10 protein-coding genes are annotated in these 16,794 nt (G+C 71.5%); all 10 read right to left on the reverse strand.

What is annotated here, in order from left to right:
- Window positions 1-33 precede the first annotated feature (33 nt).
- The 10 genes from ACFPZJ_RS02025 to ACFPZJ_RS02070 all read right to left on the reverse strand — a co-directional run bounded on the left by ACFPZJ_RS02025 (window position 34) and on the right by ACFPZJ_RS02070 (window position 16,763).
- Window positions 34-1,254, reverse strand: coding sequence for a glycosyltransferase family 2 protein (locus tag ACFPZJ_RS02025; protein WP_381016268.1), 1,221 nt, complete (start codon window positions 1,252-1,254; stop codon window positions 34-36).
- A gap of 247 nt (window positions 1,255-1,501) precedes the next feature.
- Window positions 1,502-3,610 (reverse strand): hypothetical protein, encoded by a 2,109-nt coding sequence (locus ACFPZJ_RS02030; protein ID WP_381016270.1) that lies wholly within the window; start codon window positions 3,608-3,610, stop codon window positions 1,502-1,504.
- 170 nt (window positions 3,611-3,780) lie between these two features.
- Window positions 3,781-5,277 carry a D-ribitol-5-phosphate cytidylyltransferase gene (locus tag ACFPZJ_RS02035; protein ID WP_381016272.1) on the reverse strand — a complete coding sequence of 499 codons (1,497 nt, stop codon included), beginning with the start codon at window positions 5,275-5,277 and terminating at the stop codon, window positions 3,781-3,783.
- Between the two features lie 1,073 nt (window positions 5,278-6,350).
- On the reverse strand, window positions 6,351-7,910 hold the full coding sequence (locus ACFPZJ_RS02040; protein WP_381016274.1) for an alkaline phosphatase D family protein: 1,560 nt from the start codon (window positions 7,908-7,910) through the stop codon (window positions 6,351-6,353).
- A gap of 530 nt (window positions 7,911-8,440) precedes the next feature.
- On the reverse strand, window positions 8,441-8,581 hold the full coding sequence (locus ACFPZJ_RS02045; protein ID WP_381016277.1) for a hypothetical protein: 141 nt from the start codon (window positions 8,579-8,581) through the stop codon (window positions 8,441-8,443).
- A gap of 76 nt (window positions 8,582-8,657) precedes the next feature.
- Window positions 8,658-10,103, reverse strand: coding sequence for a GTPase ObgE (gene obgE, locus ACFPZJ_RS02050; protein ID WP_381016280.1), 1,446 nt, complete (start codon window positions 10,101-10,103; stop codon window positions 8,658-8,660).
- A 133-nt stretch (window positions 10,104-10,236) separates the two neighbouring features.
- On the reverse strand, window positions 10,237-10,491 hold the full coding sequence (rpmA, locus tag ACFPZJ_RS02055; protein ID WP_381016283.1) for a 50S ribosomal protein L27: 255 nt from the start codon (window positions 10,489-10,491) through the stop codon (window positions 10,237-10,239).
- A 14-nt stretch (window positions 10,492-10,505) separates the two neighbouring features.
- Window positions 10,506-10,826: a 50S ribosomal protein L21 gene (rplU, locus tag ACFPZJ_RS02060; RefSeq protein WP_004001309.1), complete on the reverse strand. Its 321-nt coding sequence runs from the start codon at window positions 10,824-10,826 to the stop codon at window positions 10,506-10,508.
- Window positions 10,827-11,089: 263 nt separating this feature from the next.
- Window positions 11,090-15,706: an Rne/Rng family ribonuclease gene (locus tag ACFPZJ_RS02065; protein ID WP_381016287.1), complete on the reverse strand. Its 4,617-nt coding sequence runs from the start codon at window positions 15,704-15,706 to the stop codon at window positions 11,090-11,092.
- Window positions 15,707-15,980: 274 nt separating this feature from the next.
- Window positions 15,981-16,763 carry a TIGR03936 family radical SAM-associated protein gene (locus ACFPZJ_RS02070; RefSeq protein WP_381016289.1) on the reverse strand — a complete coding sequence of 261 codons (783 nt, stop codon included), beginning with the start codon at window positions 16,761-16,763 and terminating at the stop codon, window positions 15,981-15,983.
- Between the last annotated feature and the right edge of the window lie 31 nt (window positions 16,764-16,794).

The raw sequence follows: 16,794 nt of genomic DNA on the forward strand, positions 1-16,794 counted from the left end.
TCGGTCCTGGCGGGTCCCTGGGAACTGGCGTGGCTACGCCGCCGCGGCCGTTCCGCCCGGGGTGACCCGCTTCGACGACGTCAGCATCCGGCGGGCCTTGCGGGCCGCGCGGCGGACGAAGGAGTCCACCCCGCCCTCGCGGTAGCCGGGGAAGCCGCGGGCCTCGCGGGGCTCGGCGAGGTAGACCGTGTCGGGGATGCCCGCGGCCCGGTCACGGAAGTGCGGGTAGGCCAGGTACAGACGGCGGCCCCTCTTCTCCAGGAGGGCCGCCGCCTGCTTCTTGGCCCGGACGAACTCGATCACGTCGGGCAGGAGGTCGGGGCGCTGCTCGGCGACCAGGTGCAGCCGGAGACGTTCGTGCACCTTGAGGCGCCGGGCGACGCCCTCGGTCCAGTAGTCGTCCATCAGGGGCTTCGCCAGCTCGAACTTGTGGCGCCGTACCTCCTCGCTGTCCTTGAGGTACTTCGGGCCGAACTGCGGCAGCAGCGTGACGAGGAAGGGACGGACCATGAGCTGGTCGCGGCGGCCGCCGGCAGGCACGTGTTCGGCTATCAGGTGCATCAGGGCCCGCGCGGAGTCGAAGCGCAGGGTGTAACTGCCGCTCTTGGTGACGTGCTTGCCGTCGTCGCGGCCCACCAGGTAGTAGCAGGTGTAGTCCGAGATCACCGAGACGCCGTCGGCGCGCAGGTACGCCTCCATCGTGAACAGCGCGTCCTCGCCGGTGAACAGCGACTCGTCGAACCGCATCCCGTTGCGGGTGAGCAGTTCACGGCGGAACAGCTTCTGCGCGCTGAGCGTGAACTTGATGTTCGAGGAGAAGACGTCCGTGCGCTCCAGGGTCTTGCCCCACATCGACTTGGGCGCGGTGCGGTTGACGCCCTCCACCCGGCCGAGGACGACGTCCGTGCCGGCGCGGTCGGCCATCGCGACCATCCGCTCCAGGGCTTCGGTGCCCAGCCGGTCGTCGGCGTCGAGGAAGAAGACGTACCGCCCGGCCGCCTTGCCCAGGCCGACGTTGCGCGGGCCGCTCGGGCCGCCCGAGTTCTCCTGCCGGACCACCGTGACCGGCATGGGCGCCCGGTCGGCGAACTCCTCCAGGTACTCCCCGGTACCGTCCGTCGAACCGTCGTCGACGGCTATGACCTCGACGCGTTCCGGGCCGATGGTCTGTGCCTCGACGGACTCCAGGCACTCGATCAGATACGGCATCGCCTCGTACGCCCCGATGATCACGCTCACATCAGGCTGCGTCACGTTTCCCCCTTGTCACCGGGTTATTTCCCCCGAATCGCCTCATTCGCTACCTCGAAGACGGTTGACCCCCGCAAGCGGTTGCTCGACATCCTTCTTTTGGTGATGGGCATCACATGGTGAACCGACAGCATTCACCGTAGGCACCGGCGGTAAGAGCACCCATGCATACGGGTGAGGACGGGGAAAGGGTTCGGCCCCCGAGGAGAACTCCCCGGGGGCCGAACCCTGTAGGTCGCCGTACGGCCGGTCAGCCGGCGCCGACACCGTCCGTGTCACCGGCCGCGGACACCCGCTGTCCGGGTACCGCGTTGGCCAGTTCGGCCTCGGCGCCGCCGGCCGCGGCGCGCGTCGCCTGGCCGACGTTGCGGGCCTCGGCCTTCAGCGCGAGGTTGGCGACGGCGGTGTTGAACTGGTCGATGGACTTCGGCTCGTCGGGGCCCAGCAGGTACTGCTTGAGCTCCTTGCGGTCCTCGGCCAGCGGGTCGGCGGCGGGGTCGCGGACCGCGCCGAGCAGCTCGCCCAGCTCGGCGGCGCTGTTGGACAGGATCACCGCGGCGCGCACCGCCGTGTTCGCCCGCTTGAACTCCTCCACGCCCAGCTCCGCGGAGTCCGTGACGGCGTACGGCTTGCCGCTGGCGATGAAGTCGGAGACCACGCTGGAGATGTCGGAGACCATCGCGTCCGAGACGTTGAAGCAGTCGTACAGGCGCGGCTGGGCGCCGGTGATGACGCGGTGCTCCCAGGTGGGGAAGGAGCGCCAGTAGGCGGTGTTCCACTCGGCCCGCAGCCGGGCGATCTCCTCGTGCTTGTGCACGTCCACGATGCCGTCGCGGGTGGCCTCGGCCTCGTCGCCCTTGTCTCCGCCGGCGCCGACCAGCTGGGCGATCCGGGCCTCGATGCGGGCCATCTCGGCCTTGGCCTGCTCCTGGGCGGCGGTGTCGACGGTGAAGCGCGGGTCGGCGGCTCGCTCGGCGGCGGCCTGCGTGACCAGGGCGGTGATCCGCTGGTGGGCGGCCTTGGCGTCCTTGCTGCGGGTGCCGGTGAACGGGTGCGGCTTGTACAGGACACGCACGGGCGGGTCGGCGGTCACCAGGCGGCGGACGATGTTCTCGCCGGCCAGCAGGATCGAGGTGTTGCCCGGGTTGTCGTCCCAGCCCTCCCAGGTGGGGGCGTACAGGATCGTCGGGATACGGCCGTCCGGGACGCCCTGCCAGCTCTCGATGGGGGCCAGCTGCGGGCGGCCGACCTCGACGATGTCCTCGTCGCGGACACCGACGTCGGCGATGGCGTAACGGTCGCGGCCCGCGCGGCCGGCGGTCCACACCTCGTCGTAGACCTTGCTGAACGGGTTGACGCTGGCGAGCTTGTCGCTGTCGCCGTGGCCGATGAAGACGTGCTTCATGGTGGGCACGCGCAGCATGTGGATGTTCTTGCCGACGTTCGCCGCGTACAGCGCGACACGCACCGTGGACAGGTCCATGTTCATCAGGTGCACCCCTCCGGGCACGCAGATGACGGGGACCGTGGTGGGCGCCAGGTTGTTCAGGATGGCGCGCTCACGCAGGATGATCAGCGGCTTGCTCTCCAGCTGCTCCATGGTCTCCAGCCACATGTTGACCTGGTAGGCGGAGTCCTTGGAGCCGGAGAAGTACAGCACGGTCTCGGGCTTGTACGCGCGCAGCCAGTCGTCGACGGCGGCCAGGACCGTCTCGGCCCGCGGCGGCGTCTTACGGCCGCGTACGTACGGCAGGAGCGCGAGGACGTAGCCGGTGCTCAGGCCGAGGGTGATGCCGATGCCCAGGAAGCCGAACCCGGCGGAGCCCAGCTGCGCGGAGACGACGATGCCGACGACCGCCGCGAGGTCGAGGTGGAGCATCTTCTCCGCGGAGCGGTGCAGCAGCCGGCGCGGCGGGGCGTCCGGGATGCGGATGCGCGACTTGAGGTCGACGTTGCGGGTGGCGACCGGCATCCTGCGGCGGTTGCGGATCAGGGTGACCAGCGCGCCGTGCGGGGCCTGCAGGCCGTAGAAGGCGATGAAGCAGGCGATTGCCCCGTAGTAGATCAGGTTGTCCGCGAGGGACAGCCGGGCCAGCAGCAGGATGAGCAGCAGCTGCCGGATCAGGAAGCGGATCGACAGGCCGGCCCGTACCTTGCTGAGGCGGTTGATCAGGTAGCTGCCCTTGCGGTGCAGATAGTGATCCGCCAGGTACGTCACGGCCGCCGCGGCCGCGAAGGCGGGGACGCTCGGGACGAGCGCGGCCAGCATGAGGACGGGGAAGCCCGCCATCATGAGGGCCGCCGCGGCCAGCTCGGCCGCGCTGCCCACCCGGGCGACGCGAATAGCGGTGGTTATCACGGAGAAACCTGCTCTTGGAGGGGGAGGTGCCGGTTTGTTCTGAAATGCGGCTGGTCTGTGAAATTTACGTGGTGTACGGATTCAGGCCCCCGCGAAGACCCTGATAACGCCGAGACGTTAACGGGCATCCGCGAAGGCCTGAATTACGGAAGTCTATATACCGTCAATTATTACACGCCGTCCTGACGGTCCAGCACGGAGGCCAGCGCCTGCTCGAAGCCGGAGGCCCTGGCCGCGCCGGCGGTCGGGTCCTGCTGGCGGACGTCGATGACGTGGCCGGTCAGCTCGGACAGCAGCACGTCGAGCGAGGTGCGGGCCACGGCCTCGGAGGACAGCAGCGTGCCCGCGGGCTCCTGGCCGAAGGCCTTGGTGCGCATCGGCGTGGCGGTGCGCTCGGGGTTGATGCAGTTGACGCGGATGCCGTCGCCGGCCCACTCGTCGGACAGCGCCTGGGTGAGGTTCACCATGGCGGCCTTGGTCGAGGAGTACAGGCTGTACTCGGCGCGGCCCCGGGTGTAGCTGCTGGAGGTGTACAGCAGCAGCTGGCCCTTGGTCTCGGACAGGTACTTGTACGAGGAGCGCGCGATCTGCACCGGGGCCAGGTAGTTGACCTTCAGCGCCTCCTCGATGGTGGCGTTGTCGGTCTCGGCGAGCTTGCCTATGCGCAGCACGCCGGCGGTGTTGACGACGTAGTCGATGCGTCCGGTCTCGGCGTACGCCTTGGACAGCGCGTCGTCGACCTCCTCCGGGTTCTCCACGTGGGTGCCGGTGGTGGAGCGGCCCAGCGCGTACACCGTGGCGCCGTAGGACTCGGCGAGTTCGGCGATGTCCTTGCCGATGCCGTACGAGCCGCCGAAGATCACGACCGTCTTGCCGGTGAGCGCGGCGCGGTAGGCCTCCTCACCGTTCTGCTCGGGCGCGGCCGTGGAGGCCAGCTGGAACAGCTTGTCGGCGATGAAGACGTCGACGGGCTGGGTGACCTTCATGTTGTACTCGTCACCCGCGACGACGTGGATCGGCACGTCCGGCAGGTACTTGAGCACGACGGAGCAGTCGTCGGTGGCCTGGAAGTTCGGGTCCCCGGCGGCGACCTCGTAGGCCCGCTTGATCGTGGACAGCTTGAAGGCCTGCGGGGTCTGGCCGCGGCGCAGCCGGGAGCGGTCCGGGATCTCGGTGATGAACTCGCCGTCCTCGCCGTGGGTGCGCGTGACGATGATGGTGTCCGCGGACGGGATGGCCACGTCGACGGCCTGGTAGCGCTCCAGGGCGGCCACGCAGTCGTCGATGACGCGCTGCGACAGCAGCGGGCGCACGGCGTCGTGGAAGAGGACGTTGAGGTCCTCGCCCTCGGCCAGGCCCTCGCCCAGGGCGGAGATGGCGCGCTCGGTGGTCTCGTTGCGGGTGGAACCGCCCTCGATGATGCGCGAAACCTTCTTGAATCCGGCTTTCGCGACAATCTTCTCGACGTCGGGCACATAGCCCGGGGCCATCAGCACGATGACGTCGTCGATCGAGTCGGCGTTCTCGAAGGTGGTCAGGGTGTGCTCGATGACTGCCTTGCCGGCGATCTTCAGCAGCTGCTTGGGGATCGACAGACCCACGCGCTGACCGGTACCGCCGGCCAGGATCACTGCGGTGGTACGGGGCTTGGCTATGTGCTGGGACACAGGTGACCTACCTTGGGGCGACAGGGAACTTCGAAATGGTCCCACTTGTGGTTACCGCAGTGCAAGGTGAGCGACCTCGACCGCATATGTGCGCGCAACCTGTCATTCACCTTGCACCGCTGGTGATTGGCGAGGCCGTTGCCACGGTTGCGCCGACGCCCCTGGAAATTGCTGTGAGTAACTCCACAGGAGTTCACCATTGCTGTGCGTGACACCGGAGAAGCTCAGCGCCGCCGCGGCCGGTTGAGGCAGCGGCAGTCGAGGACCTTCACGAGTTCCTTGGACGATGTCCGGTGCACGGTACGCCCTTTGGCGGGCTCGACCCGCACGGCCGCCGCCGCGTCGGCCGCGATGCGTGCTCACCGGCCACCTCCCGCCCTCCGCGGGGGCCGATCTTCACGCCCTGGGCGCGGGACTGCACGCGTTCTTCATATGCGGGGCAGCGCCGTCGCGCACCGGCCGGGAATAGAGCGCGTCCGGCGGTCCATTGCCGCGGAATTCCTTATTAAGATTCCGCAGCATTTCGGTCTCGGCAAGGGTAAGGGCGCGATTCGCCGTGTCCGGACGGCTTCAGGACGACGGAACCGGCTTCAGGACTTTGTACGCCGACCCGGGGGCGCCTCACGGGACGCGACGGAGCCACCCGTTCACGGCCGCCGCCCAACTCGCGGACGCTGCGGACGATGCGGGCGCTGCATGCGATGCGGGCGCTGCATACGACGCCGGCGCTGCGGACGACGCAGACGCTGCGGACGACGCGGGCGGGGCGGGCGATCGTCGCGGGCAATCGTCACCTCGTCCCCGGCGTCGGCGAAGAAGCCACCGCTCACCAACGAGGTGCGCCCCTGGTCGGGGTTCACCTGGCCCAGCAGCCGCTCCCGTGCCGGTAGGTGGGCACCGGGTCGCCCGGCATCGCGGCGCGGCCACGGGCGGTCAGGACGGACTCCAGGAGGTGCCTGTCGGCAGGGGGGCGGTGAGAGGGCCGCCGAGGACGCCCTCGCCGCCGCACCGCGAGGGGCCTGGGACGGCCTGCCTGCAGGCTTCGTCCCAGGCCCTCGCGGTCGGTACGGGGGTCAGACCACCTCGACGCCGGGTCGGCCCGCCTCCACGCGCAGCCGGGCCAGTGTGCTGGGCGTGGCCGTGGGCTGTCGCACGGTGTCCACGATGCGCACCTGGGCGTCGATGCCGTCGCGGCGGACGTCGAGGAGGTGGTAGCCGCGGTGGGCGTCGAGCAGCTTCCAGTGCGGGTTGTCGGGCCGTCGCGGGTCCCACTCGCGGTGGAAGGCGGCCTGGTCCTGGTCACCGTTGCTGGAGATGGAGGTGCCGACGAACTCGGCGCCCACGACGCCCGAGTCGGGGTCGGCGAAGTCCTCCTTCAGGTCGCTGATCATCGTCAGGTGCCGGTCGCCGGTGAGCACGACCGGGTTGCGCACGGACCTGAACTCCTTCAGGAACTGGTTACGTTCGGCCTGGTAGCCGTCCCAGGCGTCGTAGAACCAGAGCTTGCCCTCGCCGACCTTCAGATCCGTCTCGGCCATCATGATCTGCGAGGCGATCAGGTTCCATCGGGCGGGCGAGTCGTGCAGCCCGTCCAGCAGCCACTGCTTCTGCCGCGCGCCCAGCATGGTCAGGTCCGGGTTCTGGGCGCCTTCCTGGCTGGTGGCCTGGTCGCTGCGGTACTGCCGGGTGTCCAGCACGTTCAGCCGGGCCAGGCGGCCGAACTCCAGGCGGCGGTACATCCGGATGTGCGGGCCGTTGGGGATCGCCGTCGCGCGCACCGGCATGTGCTCGTAGTAGGCCTGGTACGCCGCGGTCAGCCGGGCCACGAACGCGTCGTGCGGCTGCTTGTCGGGATCCTGCGGGATCTCCCCGGCGAAGTCGTTGTCGACCTCGTGGTCGTCGAAGGTGACGACGAAGGGCGCGTTGGCGTGCATCGCCGCGAGGTCCGGGTCGGTGCGGTACTGGGCGTACCGGTTGCGGTACTGGACCAGCGTGAACGGCTCGCCGGTGCCCTCGTGACGGCGCAGGGCGGTGGCCGACGGGGTGGACTCGTAGATGTAGTCGCCGACGAACAGCACGATGTCCGGGTCCTGGTCGAGCATGTCGGCGTACGGCGTGAAGTAGCCGTGCTGCCAGTTCTGGCAGGAGGCGAGCGCGACGCGCAGGGTGCCCCCGGAGCCGTACGGGTGGGGCGCCGTGCGGGTGCGGCCGGTGGGCGAGAGCTGGCCGCTGACGCGAAAGCGGTACCAGTGCGTACGGTCCGGACGCAGGCCGCGTACGTCCACGTGAACGCTGTGCCCGTACTCGGGCCGGGCCGTGGCGATGCCCCGGCGGACGACTCGTCTGAACCGGGCGTCCTCGGCGACCTGCCACTCCACCGGCACCGCGCGGTCGGGCATCCCGCCGCCGTTCAACGGGTCGGGGGCGAGCCTGGTCCACAGCACCACACCGTCCGGCAGCGGATCGCCGGAGGCGACGCCGAGGCTGAACACCCCGTCGGGCAGCGGTGTCTCGGCCGCGTGGGCGACGGCCGGCAGCCACAGCTGGGCGGAGGCCGCGGCGCCGAGCACAGCGGCACCGGCGGTCAGAAAGCGGCGTCGGTCGGGCGTCACGGCCCCGTTCTCTCCGGTCACGGCGAACTCCCTTGCCTCGCTTGCCTCGTGGGGACACTGCGAAGCTCGCCGTCCGGGCGGTCCGTCCGCTGAACACCGAGGTTCGCGTGCATGACAAACAAGCAGACAACAGAAGACCCGTAGCGACACGGCAACAACACGACAAACGTGATCTGGCCACAACGGATCCATCGGGTCGTCAGCCGACTGCCGACCGGTGGGAGTTGCCTCGGCCGGCCAGTGACGCCCCGAGCCGCGCACGGGTCGGCCCCGACCGGTACACGACATCACTGTCATGGGTCGGCTCACAGGCGCCCAGGGTGAAAGCCCCCCCCCGGTTGACGCCAGTTGACGACGACGGCGTATCCGTCGCCGATGCCGGTCAGTCGGGAGCGGACGGACGAGAGCAGGTCCGCGTACCCCTCGCCGTCGAGGTCCGCGCCGCACAGGACGGCGCTGTAGCCGCCAGAGCCCCCCGCCTTCCGCGTCCGGGACGGCCGGCCACTTCAGCACCTGCTTTGCACGAGGTGGACAGGCCGTACGAGCAGCCGTTACAGCACGCCGACCGCCCCGGCCTCGGCGGCACCGTCGACCGTGGTGCCGGGTGCGCCGATCGCCACGTGGGAGTCACCCTCGCCGTTGAAGTCGTCGTGCGCCGCCCGGTGCGGGGTACCGGCGGTTGCCCTGGGCACACGGAAGGGGCGGACCGGTCGGGCCGGTCCGCCCCTTCTGTCACGCTCCTGGTCTGCCGTCGGGCAGGAGCCTCGCCTAGAACGGCTCGAAGTCGTCGAACTCGCGCTGTGCCTCGTCGTGCTCGGCCTGCCGGTCCCGGCGGCGCTGCGCGGCCGGCCGCACACCGTCCAGCCGGTGGTCCTCACCGCGTCGTCCGAGCATCTCGGCTCCGGCCATGACGGAAGGCTCCCAGTCGAAGACGACCGCGTTCTCCTCGGGGCCGATGGCGACGCCGTCGCCCGTCCGGGCCCCGGCCTTCATCAGCTCCTCTTCCACACCGAGCCGGTTGAGCCGGTCCGCGAGGTAGCCGACCGCCTCGTCGTTGTTGAAGTCGGTCTGCCGCACCCAGCGCTCGGGCTTCTCGCCACGCACCCGGAACAGCGGCTCGCCGCCGACCTCCTCGCGCGTCACGGTGAAGCCCGCGTCGTCCACGGCCTTCGGCCGGATGACGATCCGCGTCGCCTCCTCCTTCGGCCTGGCGGCACGCGCCTTCGCGACGAGGTCGGCCAGCGCGTACGACAGCTCCTTCAGCCCGATGTGCGCCACCGCCGACACCTCGAACACCCGGTACCCGCGGGCCTCCAGGTCGGGCCGCACCATCTCGGCGAGCTCCCGGCCGTCCGGCACGTCGACCTTGTTCAGGACGACGATCCGCGGCCGGTTGTCCAGCCCGCCGTACTGCCGCAGCTCCTCCTCGATGACGTCGAGGTCGGAGACGGGGTCGCGGTCGGACTCCAGCGTCGCGGTGTCCAGCACGTGCACGAGCACGCTGCACCGCTCGACGTGCCGCAGGAACTCCAGCCCAAGCCCCTTGCCCTGGCTGGCTCCGGGGATCAGCCCCGGCACGTCCGCGATGGTGTAGACGGTCGACCCGGCCGTCACCACGCCCAGGTTCGGCACGAGCGTCGTGAACGGGTAGTCGGCGATCTTCGGCTTCGCCGCGCTCAGCACGGAGATGAGGGACGACTTGCCGGCGCTCGGATATCCCACGAGCGCCACGTCGGCGACGGTCTTCAGCTCCAGGACGATGTCCCGCACGTCCCCCGGCTCACCGAGCAGCGCGAACCCCGGTGCCTTGCGCCGGGCGGAGGCCAGCGCGGCGTTGCCGAGCCCGCCCCGGCCGCCCTGCGCGGCGACGTACGAGGTGCCGTGCCCGACCAGGTCGGCGAGCACGGTGCCGGCCTTGTCCAGGACGACGGTGCCGTCCGGCACGGGCAGGACCAGGTCCTGTCCGTCCTTGCCCGACCGGTTGCCGCCCTCGCCGGGCTTGCCGTTGGTGGCCTTGCGGTGCGGGGAGTGGTGGTAGTCGAGGAGGGTCGTGACGGACTGGTCGACGGTGAGGATCACATCGCCGCCGCGTCCGCCGTTGCCACCGTCCGGCCCGCCCAGCGGCTTGAACTTCTCACGATGGACGGAGGCACAGCCGTGGCCTCCGTTACCCGCGGCGACGTGCAGTTCGACGCGGTCCACGAAGGTGGTCATGGTGCAGTGCCTCCAGAAACGTATGGGGATGTCTCTTGCTAACACGCGAAAGGCGGACCCGCTTCCCGCCCGGGGAAGTGAGGTCCGCCTCGCGAAACGTTCGGTCGAGCCGTGAATCAGCGATTCAGGTGACTCAGGCGACCGGAACGATGTTCACGACCTTGCGGCCACGGCTGGTGCCGAACTGCACCGCACCGGACTGCAGCGCGAACAGCGTGTCGTCGCCGCCACGGCCGACGCCGGAGCCCGGGTGGAAGTGGGTGCCGCGCTGGCGGACCAGGATCTCACCCGCGTTGACGACCTGACCGCCGAAGCGCTTCACGCCGAGCCGCTGGGCGTTCGAGTCGCGACCGTTCCGGGTGGACGATGCGCCCTTCTTGTGTGCCATCTGTTCTCAGTCCCTTACTTCGCAGCCGTGGGGATCTCGGTGACCTTGATCGCCGTGTACTGCTGGCGGTGGCCCTGGCGACGGCGGTAACCGGTCTTGTTCTTGTAGCGCAGAATGTCGATCTTCTGGCCCTTGTGGTGGTCCACGACCTCGGCCTGGACCTTGATGCCGGCCAGCACCCACGGGTCGCTGGTCACGGAGTCGCCGTCAACGACGAGCAGGGTCGAGAGCTCGACCGTGTCGCCAACCTTGGCGGTGGAAATCTTGTCAACCTCAACGATGTCGCCGACAGCAACCTTGTGCTGGCGACCACCGCTGCGCACGATGGCGTACACGCGGAACTCACTCTCTCGCTCGGGGAACGGCACCCCCGCAGGCCAGCCGTCCGGCACGCGAACGGCCTCTCCTGAGCGCCCGGCGCCCGGGAGGATGAGGTTTACGGGGATGTGGCGCGTCAAGGGACACGCCGACCGACGGTCAAGGTTACGGGCCCGCGGCCGAAGGGGTCAAACCGGGCCGGGGCCCACGGATGTGCGACCGGTCACGCGGGCCGCGGTCCGGGGCGTGCGCGGGAAGCCCGCGCACGCCCCGGCGGGTGTCAGCCCTCGTCCGTGGAGGCCGAGACGGACGACGTGCTCTGCTCCGCCGCCACCGTCTTCTTGGACGCCGACTTCTTGGCGGCGGCCGTCTTGGCGGTCTTCGCCGCCTTCTTGGCCGTCGTCTTCTTGGCGGCCGTCTTCTTGGCCGCGGTCTTCTTCGTGGCGGCCTTCTTCGCCGTGGCCTTCTTCGCCGTCTTGCGGACGGCCTTCTTGGCCGGAGCCGCTTCCTCGGCGGTCTCCTCGGCGGCCTCCCCCGCGGTCTGCTCGGCGGTGACCGGCTCGGCAGGAGCGCCCTCGGCCCTCTCGTCCGCCGGGGCCGACGGGACGACCACGACGGCCGTCTCCTCGGACGCGGTGGGCGTGGTGGGCTTCCGGACGGCACGGCGCCTCGGGCGGGCCGGGGCGGCGGTCTCGGCGGGTGCCTCGGCCGCCTCAGCTGCCTCGGCCTGCTCGGCCGGCGTCTCCTCGGCCTTCGGCTCGGACGGCACGGCGGTGGTCTCGGGAACCGTCACCACGGCCGCCTCCGCCCCCGCCGGCGAACCGGCCGGAGCGGACACCTTGCGGGTCGCCCGCCGCCGGGTACGGCCCTTGGGCGCGGCCTCCTCGGTGGCCGGGGCCGGGGCGGTCTCGACGACCGGGTCCTCGACGGCCACCGGCTCGGCGTGCGCCTCGGCGGCCGGCTCCGGCCGCACCGGACGCGCGACCTCCTCCTCGGCCGTCACGTCCTGAGCCGTCGGCGCGGCGGCCTGGGTCTCCTCGGCCTTCACCTCCGCGCGCTGCGCCTCCGCGGCCTTCGCGGGCTTGGCGGAGTCGGCCTTCGCCGACTCGCTCCGCGGCGCGCCCGCCGGAGCCGACGCCCGCCGGCTCGCGCGGCGGCGGCCACGACCGCGGGTGGCCGCGGCCTCCGCCTCGGCGGCGCTGCTGTACAGCTCCTCGTCCGGCGCGAAGTCCGGCGCCGGCAGCGCGACCGGCTCGGCCACCTCGGCGACGACCTCGGCCTCGGCCTCCGCCTCCTGCTCGGCGGTCTCCGTCGCCAGCGCGACGGCCGCCTCGTGCTCGTGCGGCTGCTCGGCGGCACCGGCCCGCGCACGCTTCTTGCGCTTGCCGTTGCCCCCGGTGGAGGCCGCCTGGTCCAGGTGGACGATGACACCACGGCCGTTGCAGTGGACGCAGGTCTCGGAGAACGACTCCAGCAGGCCCTGGCCGACCCGCTTGCGGGTCATCTGCACGAGCCCCAGCGAGGTCACCTCGGCGACCTGGTGCTTCGTACGGTCCCGGCCCAGGCACTCCAGCAGGCGCCGCAACACCAGGTCCCGGTTGGACTCCAGCACCATATCGATGAAGTCGATGACGATGATGCCGCCGAGGTCGCGCAGCCTGAGCTGGCGCACGATCTCCTCGGCCGCCTCCAGGTTGTTCCTGGTGACGGTCTCCTCGAGGTTGCCGCCCTGGCCGGTGAACTTGCCGGTGTTGACGTCGATGACGACCATCGCCTCGGTCCGGTCGATCACCAGCGAACCGCCGCTCGGCAGCCAGACCTTGCGGTCCAGCGCCTTGGCGAGCTGCTCGTCGATCCGGTACGTGGCGAACACGTCGACCTCGGAGGTCCACCGCTGGAGCCGCTCGGCGAGATCCGGCGCGACGTGCGAGACGTACCCGTGGATGGTCTGCCAGGCGTCGTCGCCGCTGACGATGACCTTGGAGAAGTCCTCGTTGAAGATGTCGCGCACGACCCGGACGGTCATGTCCGGCTCGCCGTACAGCAGCGTCGGCGCGTTGCCGTTCTTGGCCTTCTTCTGGATGTCCTCCCACTGCGCCTGGAGCCGCTCGACGTCCCGGCGCAGTTCGTCCTCGCTCGCGCCCTCGGCGGCGGTGCGCACGATGACGCCCGCGTCCTCGGGGACGATCTTCTTGAGGATGGTCTTCAGCCGGGACCGCTCGGTGTCGGGCAGCTTGCGGCTGATGCCGGTCATCGAACCCTCGGGCACGTACACCAGGTAGCGGCCGGGCAGGGAGACCTGGCTGGTGAGGCGGGCGCCCTTGTGCCCGATCGGGTCCTTGGTGACCTGGACGAGCACGGACTGGCCCGACTTCAGGGCGGACTCGATGCGGCGCGGCCCGTTGGCCATGCCGAGCGCCTCGAAGTTGACCTCACCGGCGTACAGCACGGCGTTGCGGCCCTTGCCGATGTCGATGAAGGCGGCCTCCATCGACGGCAGCACGTTCTGCACCTTGCCGAGGTAGACGTTGCCGACGTACGAGGTCGACTGCTCCTTGTTGACGTAGTGCTCGACGAGCACGCCGTCCTCCAGGACGCCGATCTGCGTACGGTCGCCGTTCTGCCGGACGACCATCACGCGCTCGACGGCCTCGCGGCGGGCCAGGAACTCGGCCTCGGTGATGATCGGCACGCGGCGGCGGCCCTGCTCGCGGCCCTCGCGGCGGCGCTGCTTCTTGGCCTCCAGACGGGTCGAGCCCTTGATGGACTGCACCTCGTCGGACGGCTCGGCGGCCTTGCGGGGCTCACGGACCTTGACGACGGTCCGCTCGGGGTCCTCGGGGGTGGGCTCGGTGTCGACGCTCGTGTCACCGGCCCGGCGACGACGGCGGCGACGGCGACGGCTGCTGCTGGAGCCGCCGGCCCCGGCGCCCTGCTCCTCGCGGCCCTCGGCGCCTTCGTCCGTGTCCTCTTCGTCTTCCTCGACCTGCTCGGCCGTGTCCTCGGCGTCCTGCTCGGCCTGCTCGGCGGCGAACCGCTCGGACTCGGCGTCGGTGGGCTCACCGGCCTCGCCGTCACTCTCGGCGGACTCGCCGCGGCGACGGCGACGACCGCCACGGCGACGGCGCCGGCGGGACCCGGTCCCCTCGCTGTCCTCCTCGCCGCCCCGGTCCTCGGCCGACTCCTCGGGCTCCTCGCCCTCGTCGTCGTCCTCGTCCTCGTCCTCGGCGGAGGTGGTCTTGGCGGGGGTCTCGACGGCCTGGCCCTCGGGCTCGTCGCCGGAGCCCCGGCGCCGACGGCGGCGGCGCGACCCGGCGGGCTGCTCCTCCGGGTACTCCTCGGTCTCTTCCGGCTCCTCGGCCTCGGCCGCCTCGGCGGCCGCTTCGGCGGCGGCCCGCTCGGGCGTCTGGAACTTCGGCTCGGTGAACACGGGCGGCTGGAACACCGCGACGGCGGGCCGCACCGGCCGCTGCGGCGCCTCGGGCTCGGCCGCCGGGACCGCGGCGGGCTGCGCGGGCTCGGAGAACCCGGTGGCGGCCCGGCGTACGGCCCGGCGGCGGGCGCGGCGCGGAGCTGCGTCCTCCGCGGCGGGAGCGGCCTCGGCGGGAGCCTCGGGGGCCTTCGCGGACGCGGGCTCGGTCGCGGGGGTCTCGGTGGCGGGGGTCTCTGTCACAGGGGTGTTCGCCTCCTCGGCGGACGAGGAGGACGCGGCGGGCGCGGTAGACCCGGCGGGCGCGGTGGTCTCGGCAGACGCCGCAGTGGTGCCGGACTGGGCAACCTGCGCCGACGCAGCGGCGTCAGCGTCTTCGGCCGCCTCTGCGGCCTCGTCGGCCGAGGGGGCCCCGGCGGGGGCGGACACGCGGCGCGAGGCCCGGCGCCGGGTCCGGCGCGGAGCGGCCTCCGCACCGGTCTCGGTGGTCTCGGTGGTCTCGGCAGTGTCGGCGGACCGGGCGGACACCACCGGCTGCGGTGCTTCGGCGGAGCTCTCCGCCTCCGGTGCCGCCGCCCGCCCGGCAGCGGCCGTAGCCTCGGCGGTCTCGGCCGGCTCCGGGGTCGCGGCGGGCGCGGAGACGCGGCGCGAGGCCCGGCGCCGGGTCCGACGCGGAGCCGCTTCCTCACCGGCCTCGCTGCCCACGGCGGCGGGCGCCTCAACGGCCCCCGTGCTCGTGGCGGCGGCGGGCGCCTCAGCGGCCTCGCCGCTCTCCACAGCGGAAGGCGTCTCAACGGCCCCGGCGCTCTGCGTCGCAGTCGGCGCCTCGGCGGACGCGGCCTGCGCCGACGCCGCGGTCGGCGACGACACACTCCGCGTGGCACGGCGCCGGCTACGAAGAGGAGCGGTGCTCTCCACGCTCTCGGCTCCCTCGGCCGGCGCGGAAGCCGCAGCAGGCGCGGCAGACACGGCGGCGGTCTCGGCCGCCTCCGACGCGTCCGACGGCTCCCCGGCGGCCGGAGCGGCCGGCACCACGGTCTCGGCCGCCTCCGCGGCAGCCGGTGCCCCTGCGGGCGCGGACGCACGGCGGACGACACGACGGAGCTTACGACCGGCAGGCACGGCGTCGGCCTGCGCCGCCTGGTCGCCCTCGCCTTCCTTCTCTGCCGTCTCCGCGCTCTGGGGAGCCTCGGCGTGAGCGGCGGCCTCCCCGGCCTGAGCGGCCTCGGCGACCACCGCGGTCTCATCGGTCTCGTCGCTCTCGTCGGCCACGTCCGTCTGAGCGAGCGCGTCGACGGACTCCGCAGGCGGCAGGGCCGGTGTCACGGTCTCGGCCGGGACGTCGGAGGTGGTGTGGGCGGGCGGACCCGCCGGGCGGGACGCGGCACGGCGCCGACGGCGCGGCGGCAGAGTGTCGCTGGGGGTGTTCAGTTCGGAACCCTCGGTGGATTCGGTCGGCTCGAGCATGCGGGCATTTCTCCCGTCAGGCTCCCGGGCGCCGCGCCTGGTCCGGCATCGATCTCGTCGATCGCCGTTGACGTCCGCGGCTCGCGCGGTGCGCGGTTGCCGCCGTCCGGGGCGCGGGCGCCGCACGGGAGCTCTCTGTGTCCTGTCTCGCCGGTTCCGTACGCCGAATGCGTACGGCCTGGCGAAAGTCTTCTGGTCGGCGCGCTGCCCGACCCAGGTGGCTCCCGAGGTTCGAGGGCGGCGCTTCGACGTGCGTCCCTACGCGGGACCTTCCTTACGCCGGCGCCGGCGCGGCGGCAGTCGGATCGGCCGTTGAAAGGGCCTCCGCTGCCTCGCGGTCGGGCGCGAGCGGGTCGGTCACCGTGCCGGTCTCTTCATCGAACAGCCCCTGCGCCAGCCTGGTCACCGCTGCGGGGACCGGCGGCGCCAGGTCGGCCACGGCGCGGAGACCGGACAGGACGTCGTCGGGTCGTACGGCAGGCGTCACGTGCCGAACAACCAGCCGCAGTATCGCACAGGGCTGGTCGGTCGGCCTATCGGCCTGCGAACTGTGTGTTTCTGTTCTGTCGGGGCTTTCCAGGCTCACGACGGCGGGCCGGGCGTCGAAAGTGCGCACGCCGTTCTTGGTCAGGCGCTGCACCTCGACCGTCTCGGCCGCGTTGAAAGCCTCTACCGCGCGCCGGGCCTCGGCCGGGTCCACGCCGTCCAGCCGCAGCTCCCAGACGGAAGCCGTCAGCCGGTCGGCGAGCCCCGAGGTCCGGGCCTCGACCGCCTCGACGACGTCGAGCCCGGTGGGCAGTGACTCGTCGAGGAGGGCGCGCAGCTGTTCCGGGTCACGCGGCTCGGTGAGCGCGATCTCCAGGTACTCCGCCTCGCTGCCCGTGCCGGTGGGTGCGGCATTGGCGTACGACACCTTCGGGTGCGGCGTGAACCCCGCCGAGTAGGCCATCGGCACTTCGGCACGGCGCAACGCACGCTCGAAGGCGCGCTGGAAGTCACGGTGGCTGGTGAACCGGAGGCGGCCGCGCTTGGTGTAGCGCAGTCGGATGCGCTGCACCGCGGGTGCGGGCGGCGGGCCTTCGGGCTGT

This window comes from Streptomyces bullii (assembly GCF_042657145.1).
Taxonomy (GTDB): Bacteria; Actinomycetota; Actinomycetes; order Streptomycetales; family Streptomycetaceae; genus Streptomyces; species Streptomyces bullii.